The organism is Corallococcus sp. Z5C101001, assembly GCF_007352635.1.
In the GTDB taxonomy this organism is placed as follows: domain Bacteria; phylum Myxococcota; class Myxococcia; order Myxococcales; family Myxococcaceae; genus Corallococcus; species Corallococcus silvisoli.
Window position 1 is genome coordinate 131,157 of sequence record NZ_VKLU01000003.1, and the last position, 18,640, is coordinate 149,796.

The following is an 18,640-nucleotide window of genomic DNA, read 5'->3' on the forward strand; positions in this document are numbered from 1 at the left end:
GACGGCTCCATGAGCACTGACACCCCCGAAGTGGATGGCATCGCGGTCATTGGGCTGGGAGGCCGCCTGCCCGGCGCGAAGACCATCGCCGAGTTCTGGAAGAACCTCACCGGCGGCGTGGAGAGCATCACCTTCTTCACCGACGAGGAGCTCATCGCGGAGGGCGCCGACCCCGCGATGGTGCGCGCCCCCAACTACGTGAAGGCCCGCGGCACGCTGGGCGACACGGATCAGTTCGACGCGGCCTTCTTCGGGATGAACCCCCGCGAGGCGGCGCTGATGGACCCGCAGCACCGCGTCTTCCTGGAGTGCGCGTGGGAGGCCATGGAGAGCGCCGGCTACAGCCCGGAGCGCCAGCCCGGCCGCGTGGGCGTGTTCGGCGGCATGAGCATGAACACGTACCTGCTCTCCAACCTGTACTCGCACCTGGCGCACGTCGCGTCGGTGGAGAGCCTCCAGGCGTCCATCGGCAACGACAAGGACAGCCTGACGACGGAGGTGGCGTACCGGATGGACCTGAAGGGGCCCGCCGTCACGGTCCAGTCCTCGTCCTCCACGTCGCTCACGTGCATCCACTACGCCTGCCAGAGCCTGCTGTCGTTCGAGTGCGACATGGCCCTGGCCGGCGGCGTGTCCATCCACTTCCCGGAGAAGGCGGGCTACCTCTACCACGAGGGTGGCACCACGGCGCCGGACGGCCACTGCCACACCTTCGACGAGGAGGCCGCGGGCTTCGTCGCGGGGCACGGCGCGGCGGTGGTCGCGCTCAAGCGCCTGTCGGACGCGCTCAAGGACGGGGACACCGTCTACGCGGTGGTGCGCGGCTCGGCGGTGAACAACGACGGCTCGCAGAAGGTCAGCTACATGGCCCCGGCCGTCGCGGGGCAGGCGGAGGTCATCGCGCTGGCGCAGGCGGTGGCGGGCGTGGAGCCGGACACCCTCGGCTACGTGGAGGCCCACGGCACCGCGACCAAGGTCGGCGACCCCATTGAAGTCGCGGCGCTCACGCAGGCGTTCCGGCAGGGCACGGACAAGAAGAACTTCTGCGCGCTGGGGTCGGTGAAGAGCAACATCGGCCACCTGGACTCGGCGGCGGGCGCGGTGGGCTTCATCAAGGCGGCCCTGACGCTGCACCACAAGCAGATCCCCCCCAGCCTCAACTTCAAGACGCCCAACCCGGCGTGCGACTTCCCCAACAGCCCGTTCTACGTGAACACGGAGCTGCGCGACTTCCCCCGCGGGGCGACGCCGCGCCGCGCGGGTGTCACGTCGCTGGGCATGGGCGGCACCAACGCGCACGCCATCCTGGAGGAGGCGCCGGAGCTGCCCGCCACCGACAAGGCCCGGCTGCCCGCGCAGGTGGTGCTGCTGTCGGCGCGCACGGAGGCGTCGCTGGAGGTGGCCACGGACCAGCTGGCCGCGCACCTGCGCGAGCACCCGGACGCGGACCTCGCGGACGTGGCCTTCACGCTCCAGGTGGGGCGCAAGCGCTTCGGCAAGCGGCGCGCGGTGGTGGCGCGCACCACGGCCGAGCTGGCCTCCGCGCTGGCGGAGCGCACGCCGGGCCGCGTCTTCAGCGGCGGCGCGGAGAACAGCGGCCGTCCGGTGATGTTCCTCTTCTCCGGGCAGGGCGCGCAGTACGTGGACATGGGCCGCGAGCTGTACGAGACGGAGGCCCTCTTCCGCGCCCAGGTGGACACCTGCGCGGAGAAGATCAAGCCGCACCTGGGCCTGGACCTGCGCACCGTGCTGTACCCGGCCGCGGAGTCGCGCGAGCTGGCGTCGGAGCGCCTCAAGCAGACCGGCCTCACCCAGCCCGCGCTGTTCGTCATCGAGTACGCGCTGGCGAAGCTGTGGGAGGCGTGGGGCGTGACGCCGCACGCGATGGTGGGCCACAGCATCGGTGAGTACGTGGCCGCGTGCCTCGCGGGCGTGTTCTCGCTGGACGACGCGCTGGCCCTGGTGGCCGCGCGCGGCAAGCTGATGCAGTCGCTGCCCGCGGGCGCGATGCTCGCGGTGTCCCTGCCGGAGGAGCACGTCACCCCGATGCTGCCGGACGGCCTGTCCGTGGCGGCGGTGAACAGCCCGGCCACCTGCGTCGTCGCGGGCCCCACGGGGCTCGTGGACGCGTTCGTGGAGACGCTGAAGCTCCAGGGCATCGCGAGCTCGCGGCTGCACACGTCGCACGCGTTCCACTCCGCGATGATGGACCCCATCCTGGACGCCTTCCGCGAGGCGGTGCGCAAGGTGGCCCGCAAGGCGCCCACGAAGCCGTACCTGTCCAACGTCACCGGCACCTGGGTGACGCCCGAGCAGGCCACCAGCCCCGACTACTGGGCCAGGCACCTGCGCGGCGCGGTGCGCTTCGCGGACGGCGTGGCGGAACTCCTGAAGGAGTCGGACGCCATCCTGCTGGAGGTCGGCCCGGGCAACACGCTGGTCACGCTGGCGCGGCAGCACCCGGACAAGGGCGCGAAGCACGCGCTGCTCAACTCGCTGCGCCACCCGAAGGAGCAGGTGGCGGACCTGGACCACGTGCTGGGCACGCTGGGCCGGCTGTGGCTGGAGGGCGTGGAGGCGGACTGGGACGCGTTCCGGGGCACGGAGCGCCGCCGCCGCATCGCGCTGCCCACCTCCCCCTTCGAGCGTCAGCGCCACTGGGTGGATCCGCGCAAGGAGACCGCCGCCGACGGCGAGCGCTCCGAGTGGGCCTCCGCGGACCAGAAGCAGCCCGTGGCCCGCTGGTTCTACCTGCCGTCGTGGCAGCGCGCCCTGCCGTCGCCGCAGGGCGCCTGGAGCGGGAAGAAGGCCACCTGGTGGCTGCTGCTCCCCGACGAGGCCCCCGAAGGCCTGGGCACGCGGCTCGCGCTGAAGCTGGGCGAGGCCGGCCAGGACGTCGTGCGCATCACCCCGGCCGCCGTCACCTCGAAGCACGACGAGCACCACTGGTCGCTCGCGCTGGGCGGCGAGGGCACGCTGCTGGAGGCGCTCACCGCGCAGGGCCGCGCGCCGGACCACGTGCTGCATCTGGGCACGCTGGGCCTGGGTGAAGCGCATGGTGAGGCGGACTTCGAGGCCGCGCTCGGCAAGGGCTTCCTGGGGCTCTTGGGCCTGGCCCAGGCGCTGGGGCGACAGCCCGGCACGCGCCCGGTGTCGCTGGTCGCGGTGACGAACCGCATGCAGTCCCTGGGCGACGAGGCGCCGAACCCGGAGCTCTCCACGGTGCTGGGCCCCGTGCGGGTGATTCCGCAGGAGTACAGCCACCTCTCCGCCAAGGCCGTGGACGTGCGGCTTCCGCCCGCGGGCAGCTGGCAGGAGACGGCGCTGGTGGACGCGCTGCTGTCCGAGGCCGCGACGCCGTCCAAGCAGGAGACCGTCATCGCGTACCGGGGCGGGGCCCGCTGGGTCCAGACCTTCGAGCACGTGCCGGCGGACGCCCCGCGCGCCGCGCAGGTTCCGCTGCGCGACGGCGGCGTGTACCTGCTCATCGGCGGCTTCGGCACGCTGGGCTTCTCCCACGCGAAGTCGCTGGCGAAGCGCGCGAAGGCGAAGCTGGTGCTCGCGGGCCGCACGGCGCTGCCGGAGCGCGCGCGGTGGGACGCGCACGTCACGGCGCACGGCGAGGACGACGCCATCTCCCGCCGCATCCGGCAGGCGCGGGAGCTGGAGGCGCTGGGCGCCGAGGTGCACACCCTCAGCGTGGACGCGGGCAACAAGGTCCAGGTGAAGGCGGCGGTGGACGAAGCCGTGGCCCGCTTCGGCGCGCTGCACGGCGTGGTGTTCGCGGCCGGTGACGTGGGGCAGGCGCTCTTCCGGGCCATCCCGGACACCCGCCCCGAGGACGTGCGCGACACCTTCCACGGCCGCGTGCGCGGCCTGTACGCGCTGGAGGAGGCGCTGCGCGGACGCACGCTGGACTTCTGCGTGCTGTCGTCGTCGCTGGCGGCGGTGCTGGGCGGCCTGGGCCTCGCGTCGTACGCGGCGGCCACGTCCTTCATGGACGCGTTCGCCATGAAGCAGGCGCAGACGTCGCCCGTACCATGGATGAGCGTGGGCTGGGACGCGTGGCACTTCGAGTCCGACGCCGGGGGCGCGCGGAGCCCCTTCGGCGCGCTGGCCATCACCGCCGCCGAGGGCGAGGACGCCTTCGAGCAGCTCTTCCAGCTGGGCGCCCTGTCCCACGTGGCCGTGTCCACGAGCAACCTGCGCGCCCGCGCGCGCAAGTGGTCGCAGCCGGCGGCCTCCCAGGAGAAGGCGGAGGCGAAGCAGGAGCCCGGGTCGTCCCTGGGCACCACGCCCCGGCCGGCGCTCCAGAACGCGTACGTGCCGCCGCGCGATGCGCTGGAGGAGAAGATCGCCCACCTGTGGGAGACGACGCTCGGCATCGCGCAGGTCGGCGTGCACGACAATTTCTTCGAGCTGGGCGGCAACTCGCTGGTGGGCGTGAAGCTGATCGCCCGCGTGCGCGAGCAGTTCGGCGTCGCGCTCCCAGCCGTCACCCTCTACGAAGGCCCCACCGTGGGCGCGCTGGCGCGGCTGCTCAAGGCCGCCAGCGGCACCGAGGACGCGGAGCCCGCGCCCGAGGACACCGAGGCACTCAGCCGGGGGGAGCGCCGCCGCGCCCGCCGCGCGAACCGCCGGGGCGACAGCGCCTCCGACGACGAGTAGCCGCCCGCCGCCCCCCCACCTTTCGCAGCCCCGAGCACACCCCACATGTCCGCTGATTCGAACATCGACGCGCAGGCCATCGCCATTGTCGGCATGGCCGGACGCTTCCCCGGCGCCCCCGACCTGGAGTCCTTCTGGAAGAACCTGCGCGAGGGGGTGGAGTCCATCCAGCCCGTGCCGGACGCCACGCTGGAGAAGCTGGGCGTGGACCCCGTCCTGCGCAAGGACCCGCGCCACGTGAAGGCCAGCGCCGCGCTGGAGGGGATGGAGCTGTTCGACGCGGGCTTCTTCGGCTTCACGCCCCGCGAGGCGGAGCTGATGGACCCGCAGCACCGCGTCTTCCTGGAGTGCGCGTGGGAGGCCCTGGAGAAGGCGGGCCACACGCCGGAGGGCTTCGACGGCCCCATCGGCGTGTTCGCGGGCGCGGCCACCAACACGTACCTGGTGTTCCACCTGGTCCCCAACTTCGACCAGCTGAGCGGCATGGATCAGGTGCAGATCGACGTGAACAACGGCGGCGACTTCCTGGCCACCCGCGTCGCGTACAAGCTCAACCTGCGCGGCCCCAGCTACTCCATCACCAGCGCGTGCTCCACGTCGCTGGTCGCCACGCACGCGGCCTGCCAGAGCCTGCTGAACGAGGAGTGCGACCTGGCGCTCGCGGGCGGCGTGTCCGTGCACGTGAAGCACCCGGAGGGCTACCCCTTCGTGCCCGGCGGCATCGTGTCCCCGGACGGCCACTGCCGCGCGTTCGACGCGCAGGCGGAGGGCACGGTGTTCGGCAGCGGCGTGGGCGTGGTGGTGCTCAAGCGGCTGGCGGACGCCATCGACGACGGCGACCACATCCACGCCATCATCAAGGGCTCGGCCATCAACAACGACGGCGCGCTGAAGGTGGGCTTCACCGCCCCCAGCGTGGAGGGACAGGCCACTGTCATCAGCGAGGCCCTGGGCGCCGCGGGCGTGGCCCCGGAGACCATCGGCTACCTGGAGGCGCACGGCACCGGCACGAAGATGGGGGACCCCATCGAGGTGCGCGCCCTCAACAAGGCGTTCAAGTTCCGCTCCGCCGCGGCCAAGGCGAATCCGCCCAGGATTCCCGTGGGCTCGCTCAAGAGCAACATCGGGCACCTGGCCAACGCGGCCGGCGTCTCCAGCCTCATCAAGGCGGTGATGACGCTGGAGCACCGGCAGATTCCCCCCAGCCTCCACGTGACGGAGGTGAACCCGGAGATCCCCTTCGCGGGTGGCCCGTTCTTCGTCAACACGACGCTCACAGACTGGCAGGCGAACCCCAAGCACCCGCGCCGCGCGGGCGTCAGCTCCTTCGGCGTGGGCGGGACCAACGCGCACGTGGTGCTGGAGGAGGCCCCCGCCCTTCCGGTGTCCGGCGCGTCCCGGCCCGCGCAGCTCGTGGTGCTGTCCGCGAAGAGCGACGCGGCGCTGGACGCGGCGACGCAGAACCTGGCCCAGCACCTGAAGGCGCACCCCGCGCAGGCGCTGGCGGACGTGGCCTTCACGCTCCAGACGGGCCGTCAGGCGATGGCGAAGCGGCGCGTGCTGGTGTGCCGCGACCGCGACGACGCGCTCGCCGCGCTGGAGGTGGAGGGCAGCCCGCGCCTGTGGACGCGGACGCCGGACGTGCATGAGCGGCCGGTGGCCTTCCTGTTCCCCGGCCAGGGCTCGCAGTACGTGGGCATGGCGCGCGACCTGTACGCGTCCGAGCAGACGTTCAAGAAGCACCTGGACGCGTGCGCGGAGAAGCTGACGCCGCACCTGGGCCTGGACCTGCGCACGGTGCTCTTCCCGGAGGCCTCCAAGGCGGAGGCCGCGACCCAGGCGCTGACGCGCACGGAGCTGACCCAGCCCGCGCTCTTCGCCGTCGAGTACGCGCTCGCGAAGCTGTGGATGGCCTGGGGCGTGAAGCCCTCCGCGATGCTGGGCCACAGCATCGGCGAGTACGTGGCCGCGTGCCTCGCGGGCGTGTTCTCGCTGGACGACGCGCTAGCCCTGGTGGCCGCGCGCGGCAAGCTGATGCAGCCGCTGCCCGCGGGCGCGATGCTGTCCGCGAAGTTGGAAGAGGCCGCGCTGAGGCCGCTGATGGACGCGCGCCTCTCCGTGGCGGCCGTGAACGCGCCGGGCTTCACCGTCGTCGCGGGCCCCACCGACGCGGTGGACGCGCTCCAGGCGAAGCTGGAGGCCCAGAAGGTGGAGGTGTCGCGGCTGCACACGTCGCACGCGTTCCACTCCGCGATGATGGACCCCATCCTCGCGCCCTTCACCGAGCGCGTGCGGCAGGTGAAGCTCAACGCCCCCACCCTGCCCTTCCTGTCCAACGTGACGGGCACCTGGATCGAAGCCTCTCAGGCGACGGACCCGGGCTACTGGGCCACGCACCTGCGCCAGGCGGTCCGCTTCTCCGCGGGCCTCCAGGAGCTGTCGCGCAAGTGGCCGCAGGCGGCCCTGCTGGAGGTCGGCCCGGGCACGGTGCTGACCACGCTCGCGAAGCAGCAGCCGGGCGCGGAGGGCCGCGTGCTCGTCGCCTCCACGCGCCACCCGCGCGAGGCGTCCCAGGACCTCCAGGTCCTGCTGGGCGCGCTGGGCCGGCTGTGGCTGGGCGGCGTGACGGTGGACTGGAAGGGCTTCGCCGCGAACGAGCAGCGCCGCCGGGTGCCGCTGCCCACCTACCCGTTCCAGCGCGAGCGCTACTGGATTGAAGCGAAGCCGCTGGGCGGAGGGGCCCGCGCGGACGCGCCCGCGTCGCTGGCGAAGCGCGCGGACGTGGCGGACTGGTTCTACGCGCCGTCGTGGAAGCTGTCGCCGCTGCCCAGGGCCCAGGGCGCCGCGGGGGCGGGCTGGCTCGTGTTCGCGGACGACACCGGCGTGGCGGAGGCCCTGGCGCCGAGGCTGGGCGGGGACGTCTTCCGCGTCGTCCCGGGCTCGCGCTTCGAAGCGCGGCCGGACGGCACGTACGCGGTGGATCCGAAGCGCCGCGAGGACTACCGCGCGCTGCTGGACGCGCTGAAGCAGCAGGGCCGCGCGTTCGCGAACGTGGTGCACCTGTGGAGCCTGTCGCGTGAGCCCGCGCCGCGGGAGACGGCGCTGGACCTGGGCTTCCACAGCCAGCTGTTCCTCGCCCGCGCGTTGAGCGAGGCAGGCCACCTGGAGCCGCTGGCGTGGTCCGTGGTGACCAGCCACTCGGCGCGCGTGGAGCAGGCGGACGCGCGGCTGCCGGAGCAGGCGCTGCTCGTGGGCCCGACGCGCGTGCTGCCCCAGGAGTACCCGAACCTCACCTGCCGCTTCGTGGACGTGACGCCCGGAGCGGCGGACGCGGTCGCGGACCGGCTGGCCCCGGAGCTGCTGGCGGAGGGGCGTGACGCGGTGGTGGCCCTGCGCGGCCGTCAGCGCTGGGTGCAGACGTTCGAGCCCGTGCGCCTGGAGGCCAGCGGCCCGGCGACCCTGCGCGACGGCGGCGTGTACCTCATCACCGACGGCCTCAGCGGCATCGGCCATGCGCTCGCGTCCGAGCTGGCCACGGCGCATCACGCGAAGCTGACCCTGGTGGAGACGGCGGACTTCCCCAGCCGGGGCCAGTGGACGGCCTGGGTGGAGAAGCAGGGCGTGGACGACGCGGTGAGCCGCCGCATCCAGCGCGCCCTGGCCCTGGAGCGCACGGGCGTGGAGCTGCTGGTGCTGCCCGCGAGCCTCACCGACGTGGACTCCATGCGCGGCGTGGTGGACGCGGCGCTGGCGCGCTTCGGCCACATCGACGGCGTCATCCACGCGGCGGGCGGCATGCAGGGCGCCACGCTGGGCACCATCGCGGAGACGGGCCCGGACGAGTGCGCCTGGCACTTCCGCCCGCAGGTGCACGGCGTGCGGGTGCTGGAGCAGGTCCTCCCGAAGCAAGGCCCCGCCTTCTGCCTCCTGGTCTCCTCGCTGTCGTCGGTGCTGGGCGGCCTGGGGCAGGTGGCGCAGGCGTCCGCCAGCGCCTTCATGGATGCCTTCGCGGAAGCGCGCACGGAGTCCTCCGCATACCCGTGGCTCAGCGTGGACTGGGACGCGTGGCAGTTCGCGGACGCCCGCGCCATGGCGGAGCTGAGCCCCACGCTGGCCCAGTTCGCCATCCAGCCGGCGGAGGGCCTGGACGCCCTGCGCCGCGCGCTGTCGTACGCCGAGGGCGGCCGGCTGGCCGTCTCCACCGGGGACCTGGCCGCGCGACAGCGGCAGGGCCCGCGCGCCGCGAAGGCGAAGCAGGCGAAGCAGGACGCCTCGCGCGGCAAGCACGCGCGGCCCTCCATCCTCACGCCCTTCGCCGCGCCGCGCACGGAGCTGGAGAAGACCGTGGCGGGCATCTGGGAGCAGGTGCTGGGCATCGACGGCATCGGCATCCACGACAACTTCTTCGAGCTGGGGGGCCACTCGCTCCTGGCCACGCAGCTGCGCAACCACATCCACGCGGTGCTGAAGGTGGACCTGTCGCTGCGCGGCCTGTTCGAGACGCCCACCGTGGCCGGAGTCGCCGGGCGCGTGGAGCAGGAGCTGGGCAAGCGCGCGGCCTCCACGGAGAAGCCCATCGCGGAGCGCCTGCGCGCCGCGTTCCCCACCGAGCGCCCCGCCCTGCTCACCGAATACCTGCGCCACCACATCTCCGAAGGGCTGCGCATCCCCCAGGCGCAGCTGCCCGCCGACGGCAGCCTCAAGGGCTACGACCTGCACGCGCTGGGCGCGGAGCTGGAGTACGACCTGCGGCAGGACTTCAAGTTCCAGCTCTACCCGCACGAGGTGCAGGCCCACCCGTCCATCCCGGAGCTGTCGAAGTACCTGCTCGTGGAGATGGACCGGCTGACGGATCCGCAGCGCTTCGCGGAGGGCAAGCCGCTGTCCGCGTACCCGCTCAAGCCCTACCGCGCGCAGACCTCCGGCAAGGCGCGCACCGACACCGCGAAGAAGAACCCGCCGATGGTGTTCGTACACTCCAGCCCGCGCGCCGGCTCCACGCTGTTCCGCGTGATGCTGGCGGGCCACCCCCGGCTGTTCTGCCCCCCGGAAGTGAACCTGCTCTTCTTCGAGAGCATGCGCGAGTGGCGCGAGAACATCGGCTTCGGCAGTGAGATGGAGTGGACCACGGGCGGCCTCCAGTGGGCCTTCATGGAGCTGGAGAAGCTGGACTCCGCCGCGGGCGCCGCGCTGGTGGACACGCTGGTGTCGCAGGACGTGTCCGCGCAGGACGTCTACCGCCGCCTCCAGGAGAAGTCCGCGCCCCGGCTGCTCGTGGACAAGACGCCCACGTACGCCATGGACGTGGAGACGCTGGAGCGCGCGGAGCGGATGTTCGAGGGCAACAAGTACATCTACCTCTACCGCCACCCGCTCCCGGTGATGGAGTCCATCCTCCGGATGCGCTTCGACCGCCTCTTCGCCGCCGGCCTCTTCGGCGACGCGGACGTGGACCCCTACGTGGTCGCGGAGACGGTGTGGGCGCTGTCCAACCGGAACCTGATGAACTTCTTCGACGGCATTGGCCGCGAGCGCTGCCACTGGGTGCGCTACGAGGACCTGGTCGCGGATCCGACGAAGGTGATGACCGGCGTGTGCGACTTCCTGGGCCTGCCCTTCGACGAGCGCATGGTCCAGCCGTACGACGGCAAGAAGGAGCGCATGATGGGCGGTCTGGGCGACCCCAACATCCTCCAGCACCAGGGCATCGAGAAGAAGCTGGGCGAGTCGTGGAAGCGCATCAAGTGGCCCCGCGCGTTCGACGCCTCCACCCACGCGGTGATCGAGCGGCTGGGCTACTCCGTGGAGGGCGCGACGCCCGCCCCGGCTCCGGTCGCGGCGCAGGTGGCCACGCCCGCCACGAAGGAGAAGGTGACGGCGGCGGAGGCGGAGAAGCTGCTGGAGAACATGGACCAGCTTTCGGATGAGCAGGTCGCGGAGCTGCTCGCGGTGATGGAAGACACGGGCACCAGCGATGACCTGGGCGACGCCGGCGAAGAGGGTGCGGCCTGACCATGACGCCTGAAGAGAAGCGAGCACGGCTGGCCCAGCTCCTGAAGGACAAGAAGCGTCCGGCCGCGAAGCAGGTGCCCCTGTCCTTCGCGCAGGAGCGGATGTGGTTCCTGGACAAGTGGAGCCCCGGCAGCGCGGCGTTCCACATGCCCACCGCGGTGCGCCTGTCCGGCACCGTGAACACGGAGGCGCTGGGGCGCGCGCTCGCCCTGCTGGTGGAGCGGCACGACACGCTGCGCACCACCTTCCAGGAGCGCGAGGGCGGAGCCGTGCAGCTCATCGCCCCCGCCGGTGAGGTGCCGCTGGAGGTGATGGACCTCCAGGGCCTGCCGGTGGCCGAGCGCGAAGCGGAAGCCCAGCGGCGCGTGGTGATGCTCGCGCAGCAGCCGTTCAGCCTGGAGCAGGGGCCGCTGCTGCGCGCGGTGCTGATGCTCCTGGGCGACGGGGAGCAGGTGCTGCTGGTGGATCAGCACCACATCGTCTCCGACGGCTGGTCCATGGGCGTGCTGGTGCACGAGCTGGCGGTGCTGTACCGCGCGTGCCTGGAGGGCCAGCCCTCGCCGCTGAACCCGCTGCCCTTGCAGTACGCGGACTGGGGCACCTGGCAGCGCGACTGGCTCCAGGGCGCGGAGCTGGAGCGCCAGCTCACCTACTGGAAGAACCGCCTCAACCCGCACGCCTTGCTGGAGCTGCCCGCGGACAAGCCGCGGCCGGCGCTGATGAGCTCCCGGGGCGAGCGGCAGGTGATGCACCTGTCCCCCGCCCTCACCCAGGCGCTCAAGGCGCTGGGGCAGCGCGAGGGCCGCACGCTCTTCGTGACGCTGCTGTCCGCCTTCAACGTGCTCCTCTCGCGCTACACCGGCCAGGAGGACGTGGTGGTCGGCACGCCCATCGCGGGCCGTCCGCGCGCGGAGGTCGAAGGGCTCATCGGCCTGTTCGTGAACATGCTGGCGCTGCGCTCGGACCTGTCTGGCCGGCCCACGTTCCGGGAGCTGCTGGGCCGCGTGCACGAGTCCACGCTGGACGCCTACGCGCACCAGGACATCCCCTTCGAGCGGCTGGTGGACGCGCTCAAGCCGGAGCGCCACCTCAGCCACACGCCGATGTTCCAGGTGATGTTCGTCCTCCAGAACGCACCCATGCCCGCCCTGGAGGCCCCGGGCGTGGTGATGGAGGCGAAGCCGGTGGACACCGGCACGACCAAGTACGACCTGTCCCTGCTGCTGGTGGACCTGCCGCAGGGCCTGCGCGTCACCGCCGAGTACAGCACCGACCTCTTCGAGCGGGCCACGGCGGAGCGGCTGCTGGGGCACTACCTGACGCTGCTGGAGGGCATCGTCGCGCGGCCGGACCTGCCCATCTCCCGCCTGCCGTTGCTCCCCGACGGCGAGCGCCAGCGCGTGCTGAAGGACTGGAACGACACCGCCATCCCCCACCCGAGAGAGGCGACGCTGACGTCGCTCATCGAGGCGCAGGTGGCGCGCACGCCGGACGCGGTGGCCCTGGAGTTCGAGGGCACGCGCCTCACCTACCGGGAGCTGGACGCCCGCGCCAACCAGCTCGCGCACGCGCTGCGCCGGCACGGCGTGGGCCCGGAGGTCCGCGTGGGCCTGTGCGTGGAGCGCTCGCTGGAGATGGTGGTGGGCCTGCTGGGCACGCTGAAGGCAGGCGGCGCCTACGTGCCGCTGGACCCGGGCTATCCGCGGGAGCGCCTGGGCTGGATGCTGGAGGACGCGCGCCCGCCGGTGCTGCTGGTGCAGGAGCGGCTGCTGGCGCGGCTGCCTCCGTCGGACGCGACCGTGGTGAAGCTGGACACGGGCTGGGAGGACATCGCCCGTGAGCCCACCACCGCGCCCGCCCCCACCGCGACGCCGGACTCGCTGGCGTACATCATCTTCACGTCGGGAAGCACGGGCCGCCCCAAGGGCGCGATGAACGCGCACGGCCCGGTGTGCAACCGGCTCCTGTGGATGCAGTCCGCGTACGGGCTGACGCCGCGCGACGGGGTGCTCCAGAAGACGCCGTTCAGCTTCGACGTGTCGGTGTGGGAGTTCTTCTGGCCGCTGATGACGGGCGCGAGGCTGGTGGTCGCGAAGCCGGGCGGGCACCAGGACCCCGCGTACCTGAAGGCGCTCATCTCCTCCGCGTCGGTGACCACGCTGCACTTCGTACCGTCCATGCTCCAGGCCTTCCTGGACGAGCCCGGCGTGGAGCAGTGCACGTCGCTCCAGCGCGTGGTGTGCAGCGGCGAGGCCCTGCCCCTGGAGCTGAAGGAGCTGTGTCTGCGCACGCTGCCCGGCGCGGGGCTGCACAACCTCTACGGCCCCACCGAGGCGGCCGTGGACGTGACGTTCCACGCGTGCAAGGCGAACGACGGCCGCCGCTCCGTGCCCATTGGCCGGCCGGTGGACAACACGCAGATCCGCATCCTGGACGCGGAGCTGCAACCGGTGCCCCAGGGCGCGGCGGGCGAGCTGTACATCGGCGGGGTGCAGGTGGGGCGCGGCTACCTGGCGCGGCCCTCGCTCACCGCGGAGCGCTTCATCCCGGACCCATACGCGACGGTGGCGGGCGCGCGCATGTACCGCACGGGCGACGTGGCCCGGTGGCTGCCGGACGGCGAAGTCGAGTACCTGGGCCGCGCGGACTTCCAGGTGAAGATCCGCGGCCTGCGCATCGAGCTGGGCGAAATCGAGGCGTCGCTGGAGAAGCACCCGTCCGTGCGGCAGGCGGTGGTGCTCGCGCGCGAGGACCGGCCGGGCCAGAAGCGGCTGGTGGCCTACGTCACCGGCCGGGAGGCGAAGCCGGACGCGGCGGTGCTGCGGGCCTTCCTGCTGGAGCGGCTGCCGGAGTACATGGTCCCGTCCAACGTGGTGGTGCTGGAGCGCATGCCGCTCAGCCCCAACGGCAAGGCGGACCGCAAGGCGCTGCCCGCGCCGGAGCTGGGGGGCGCGGATGCGTCGCGGCCCTTCGTGGCGCCGGGGACGGCCATCGAGCAGCAGATCGCCCAGGCGTGGAAGGACCTGCTGCACGTGGAGCGGGTGGGCCTGGACGACCCGTTCTTCGAGCTGGGCGGCAATTCGCTGCTGGCGCTCCAGCTCCACCGCCGGCTGACGGCGGAGCTGGGCGTGACGCTGGCGCTGACGGACCTCTTCCAGTACCCCACCGTGCGGGCACTGGCGGCGCGGCTGTCGCGCCGGGAGGACACGCCCTCGGAGGACGCGGCGCAGGCGGGCCGCTCCCGTGCCGAGGCGCGACGCACGGTCAACCGCCGCGCGGTGGCCTCGCGGGGTCGGGTGGAAACGGATGGAGACGCGGATGAGTGACGCAGTGGGTGGTGGCGAGGAGCGCATCGCGATTGTCGGCCTGGCGGGCCGCTTCCCCGGGGCGAAGACCCTGGAGGGTTTCTGGGAGATGCTCCGGCGCGGAGGCGATGCGCGCCGCGTTCCCACGGACGCGGAGCTGGACGACGCGGGCGTTCCGCAGGCCCTGCGCGCCCATCCCCAGTGGGTGCGCTCCAGCTACGTGCTGGAGGGCGCGACGGACTTCGACGCGGGCCTCTTCGGCTACAGCCCGCGCGAGGCGGAGCTGATGGACCCCCAGCAGCGCATCTTCATGGAGTGCGCGTGGGAGTCGCTGGACCACGCCGGCTATGACCCCGGCCGCTTCAAGGGCGCGGTGGCCGTCTACGCCAGCGTGAGCCTCAGCTCGTACCTGCTGCGCGCGCTGATGCGGCAGCCGGACCTGATGGACGCGGCGGGTTCGTTCGGCGTGATGCTGGCCAACGACAAGGACTACGTGGCGACGCGCGTGTCCCACCGGCTGGGCCTGCGCGGCCCCTCCGCGACGGTGCAGACGGCGTGCTCCAGCTCGCTCGTGGCGCTCCATCTGGCGTGCCAGAGCCTGCTGTCGGGCGAGAGCGACATGGCGCTCGCGGGCGGCTCCTCCGTGTCCTTCCCGCAGACGGCGGGCTACCTCTTCCAGGAGGGGATGATCTTCTCTCCGGACGGCTACTGCCGCGCGTTCGACGCGAAGGCCAACGGCACCGTGCGCGGCGCGGGCGCGGCGGTGGTGGTGCTCAAGCGGCTGTCGGACGCGCTCAAGGACGGCGACACCATCCACGGAGTGCTCCTGGGCACCGCGGTGAACAACGACGGCGCGGGCAAGGTGGGCTTCACCGCCCCCAGCGTGGAGGGCCAGGCCGCCGTCATCGCGGAGGCGCTCGCCATCGCGGGCGTCATGCCGGACGACATCCAGTACGTGGAGGCGCACGCCACGGGCACGCCGCTGGGCGACCCGATAGAGGTGGCCGCGCTCAACCAGGCCTTCGGCGGCAAGGAGACGGGCGCGAAGCGCGTGGCGCTGGGCTCGCTCAAGGCGGCCATCGGCCACCTGGACGCGGCGGCCGGCATCGCGGGCGTGGTGAAGACGGTGCTCGCCCTGGAGCACGGCGAGATTCCCGCGAGCCCCCACTTCCAGCAGGCGAACCCCGTCATCGACTTCGACGGAGGGCCCTTCTTCGTGCCCTCCGAGCCCCGGCCCTGGAAGTCCCCGGCCGGGCCGCGCCGCGCGGGCGTGAGCGCCTTCGGCATCGGCGGCACCAACACGCACGTCATCCTGGAGGAAGCCCCGAAGGCCGAGCCCTCCGCGCCGTCGCGCCGCCCGTGGCACGTGCTGTCGCTGTCCGCGCGCACGCCCGCCGCGCTGGACGCGGCGACGGAGCGGCTGGCCGCGCACCTGGACGCGAACCCCACCCTGCCGCTGGCGGACGTGGCCTACACGCTCCAGGTGGGCCGCCACGTGCACGAGCACCGCCGCGCGGTGGTGGTCAAGGACCTGGCGGACGCGAAGGCCGCGCTGCGGGATGCGCGGCGGCTGCTGGGCGGCGCGGGCACCAACACGCGAAGGCCGGTGGTCTTCCTCTTCTCCGGCCAGGGTTCCCAGTACGTGGACATGGGCCGGGGCCTCTACGAGCAGGAGCCCGCCTTCCGCGCGGAGGTGGACGCCTGCGCGGAGAAGCTCAAGCCGCACCTGGGCCTGGACCTGCGCACCGTGCTGTATCCGCCCCCGGAGGGGCGCGAGCAGGCCACGGGGAAGCTCAAGCAGACGTCCCTCACCCAGCCCGCGCTGTTCGTCATCGAGTACGCGCTCGCGAAGCTGTGGGCGTCCTGGGGCGTGACGCCGCAGGCGATGGTGGGCCACAGCATCGGTGAGTACGTGGCCGCGTGCCTGTCGGGCGTGTTCTCGCTGGACGACGCGCTGGCGCTGGTGGCCACGCGCGGACGCCTGATGCAGTCGCTGCCCTCGGGCGCGATGCTGTCCGTGAAGATGCCGCTGGAGGCGCTGAAGCCGCTGATGGACGCGCGCCTCTCCGTGGCCGCCATCAACGCGCCGGGCTTCATCGTCGTCGCGGGCCCCACCGACGCGGTGGACGCGCTCCAGGCGACGCTGGAGGCACGGAAGGTGGAGGTGTCGCGGCTGCACACGTCGCACGCGTTCCACTCGACGATGATGGACCCCATCGTGGAGGAGTTCCGCCAGGCGGTGGGCAAGGTGGCCCGCAAGGAGCCCAAGGACCTCTACCTGTCCAACGTCACCGGCACCTGGGTGACGCCCGAGGACGCGGTGAGCCCCGCGTACTGGGCGCGCCACCTGCGGGACGCCGTGCGCTTCCAGGACTCGGCGGCGCAGCTGCTGGGCGACCCGGAGCACGTCTTCCTGGAGGTCGGCCCGGGCAACGCGCTGGCCACGCTGGTGCGCCGCAACGCCGCCGAAGGCACCTTCCCGGCCATCCTCACGTCGCTGCCCGCGCCGCGCGACGCCCAGCAGGACGCGCTCGCGCACGCCGCGGACGCCTTCGCGAAGCTGTGGCTCGCGGGCGCGAAGTCGAACGCCGCCCGCCTCTACAAGGGCGAGGCCCGCCGCCGCATCCCGCTGCCCGCCTACCCCTTCCAGCGCGAGCGCTACGACCTGCTCAAGGGCCCGCCGCCCGCGCTGCCCCGAGCCGCCATCGCCGCGAGGACCGCGACGGCCCAGGGCGTGGAGTGGACCGTGCCCGCGTGGCCGCGCACGCCCGCCTCGCCTCGGGTGCCGTCGCTCGCCGGACAGCGCTGGCTGGTGCTGGAGGCGGACGCGCCCGTGGCCGCGCGCGTGACGGAGCGGCTGCGCCAGGCGGGCGCGGACGTGGTGTCGCTCGTCGCGGGCCAGGGCGCGTCGGATCCGGTGACGCGGCGCTTCGCCGTGGATCCGTCCTCTCCGGACGCCATCAGCGAGCACCTGGAGCGGCTGCGCGGCGAGGACTGGACGCCCGCGCACATCGCGTACCTGTGGCCGCTCGTCCGGGAGCCGCGCGACCTGGACGCGGGCCTCGCGGTGTCCTTCCACGGCCTGCTCGCGCTGGCGAAGGCCGTGGGGCCGGGCGCGGCGAAGGCACCGGTGTCGCTGGACGTCGTGACCAGCGGCGCTCAGGACGTCACGGGCGAGGAGCCGCTTCTGCCGTGGCAGGCCGCCGCCGTGGGCGCGAGCCGCGTGCTGCGGCAGGAGTTCCCCGGCCTGACGGTGCGCGCCGTTGACGTCACCCGGCCCGCGCCGGAGGAGTCCGCGGCGGGCCCGTGGCTGGACCGGCTGGTGACGGAGCTGGCCACCGGCAAGGAGGCCGTGGTGGCGCTGCGCGGCCCGTACCGCCACGTGGAGTCCTTCGACCCCATCGCCACGCCGGGCATGGAGCCCGGGTCCCGGCCGGGCGCCGAGCCCGCCGCTGGAGCCCCCGCGCAGGGAGGGCTCAAGGACGGCGGCGTCTACGTCATCGTCGGCGGCCTGGGCCGCGTGGGGCACGCGCTCGCGGAGCAGCTGACGCAGGCGGTGAAGCCGAAGCTCGTCCTGCTGTCGCGCCGCACGCTCCCCGCCCCCGGGGAGTGGGACGCGTGGCGCGCGGGCCATGACGCCCAGGACGCCACGTCCCGGGCCATCGAGCGCATGCGCGCGCTGGAGCAGGCGGGCGCGCAGGTGCTGGCGCTGCGCGCGGACGCGGGCGTGCCGGGACAGCTCGACAAGGCGCTCCAGGTGGCGGAGGCGAAGTTCGGCCGCATCGACGGCGTCTTCTACGCCGCGGGCGACGGCGGCATGGCCACCCGCATCTCCGTGGCCGAGTCGACGCCCGACACCACCGCCCCGCTGCTGGCCGGCCGCTTCGGAGGCCTCGCGCAGCTGGCGGAGGCCCTGGCGTCACGGCGCCCGGACTTCGTGGTGGTGCAGTCCTCGCTCACCGTGGCGCTGGGCGGCATGGCGGTCAGCGCGGTGGCGGCGGCGCACGCCGGAATGGACGCGGTGGCGGCCCGGCAGGCCCGGCTGGGCGGCACCCGCTGGTACGCCGTGGACTGGGACGTGTGGGGCGTGGGCGAGGGCTTCCGGCCCGACGCCGTCATCGTCCCCACCGAGGGGTTCCGCATGCTGCGCGCGCTCCTGTCCCAGCCCACCGGCGGACGCTTCCTGGCGACGCTCGGCTCGCTGGAGGCGCGGCTCCAGTCCGCGCGCGAAGGGGCCTCCGCGCCCCGCGCGGGGGGCAGCGCCAGCGGCAGGCATCCCCGTCCGCCCCTGGCCAACGCCTTCGTCGCTCCGCGCGACGAGACGGAGGAGAAGGTCGCGGGCCTCTGGCAGGACCTGCTGGGCGTGGAGTCGGTGGGCATCACCGACAACTTCTTCGAGCTGGGAGGCCACTCGCTGCTGGGCGTGCAGCTGTTGTCGCGCATCCGCGAGGCCTTCCAGGTGGAGCTGTCCATGCGCGCCCTCTTCGAATCCCCCACCGTGGAGGTGATGACGGTGGCCATCGTCGAGGCGAGCGCCAGCCAGCTCGACCCTGAAGCCCTGGAGGCCATGCTCGCGGAGCTCGAGCAGGGCTGAAACCCTTCCCCCCTTGGAACGCCGGGCCCGCACGCCCTCCCGTAGTACGGTGCGCGGGCCC

At 73.1% G+C, this 18,640-nt stretch carries 4 protein-coding genes; all 4 read left to right on the forward strand.

Going from position 1 to position 18,640, the window contains the following annotated elements:
* Positions 1-9 precede the first annotated feature (9 nt).
* Genes FOF48_RS06735 through FOF48_RS06750 form a run of 4 tightly spaced genes read left to right on the forward strand, consistent with a single transcriptional unit; the run spans position 10 to position 18,579 of the window.
* Complete coding sequence (locus FOF48_RS06735) at positions 10-4,668, forward strand: type I polyketide synthase (protein ID WP_143899342.1); 4,659 nt, start codon at positions 10-12, stop codon at positions 4,666-4,668.
* 45 nt (positions 4,669-4,713) lie between these two features.
* Positions 4,714-10,680: a type I polyketide synthase gene (locus tag FOF48_RS06740; protein ID WP_143899343.1), complete on the forward strand. Its 5,967-nt coding sequence runs from the start codon at positions 4,714-4,716 to the stop codon at positions 10,678-10,680.
* Positions 10,681-10,682: 2 nt separating this feature from the next.
* Complete coding sequence (locus FOF48_RS06745; RefSeq protein ID WP_143899344.1) at positions 10,683-14,006, forward strand: non-ribosomal peptide synthetase; 3,324 nt, start codon at positions 10,683-10,685, stop codon at positions 14,004-14,006.
* Positions 13,999-18,579: a type I polyketide synthase gene (locus tag FOF48_RS06750; RefSeq protein ID WP_186001813.1), complete on the forward strand. Its 4,581-nt coding sequence runs from the start codon at positions 13,999-14,001 to the stop codon at positions 18,577-18,579. The genes FOF48_RS06745 and FOF48_RS06750 overlap by 8 nt, the downstream gene beginning before the upstream one ends.
* Positions 18,580-18,640 lie beyond the last annotated feature (61 nt).

What these genes read in the sequence shown, in the direction of transcription:
- FOF48_RS06735 (WP_143899342.1), top strand. Translation starts at nt 10, where the DNA reads ATGAGCACTGACACCCCCGAAGTGGATGGCATCGCGGTCATTGGGCTG.
- FOF48_RS06740 (WP_143899343.1), top strand. Translation starts at nt 4,714, where the DNA reads ATGTCCGCTGATTCGAACATCGACGCGCAGGCCATCGCCATTGTCGGC.
- FOF48_RS06745 (WP_143899344.1), top strand. Translation starts at nt 10,683, where the DNA reads ATGACGCCTGAAGAGAAGCGAGCACGGCTGGCCCAGCTCCTGAAGGAC.
- FOF48_RS06750 (WP_186001813.1), top strand. Translation starts at nt 13,999, where the DNA reads ATGAGTGACGCAGTGGGTGGTGGCGAGGAGCGCATCGCGATTGTCGGC.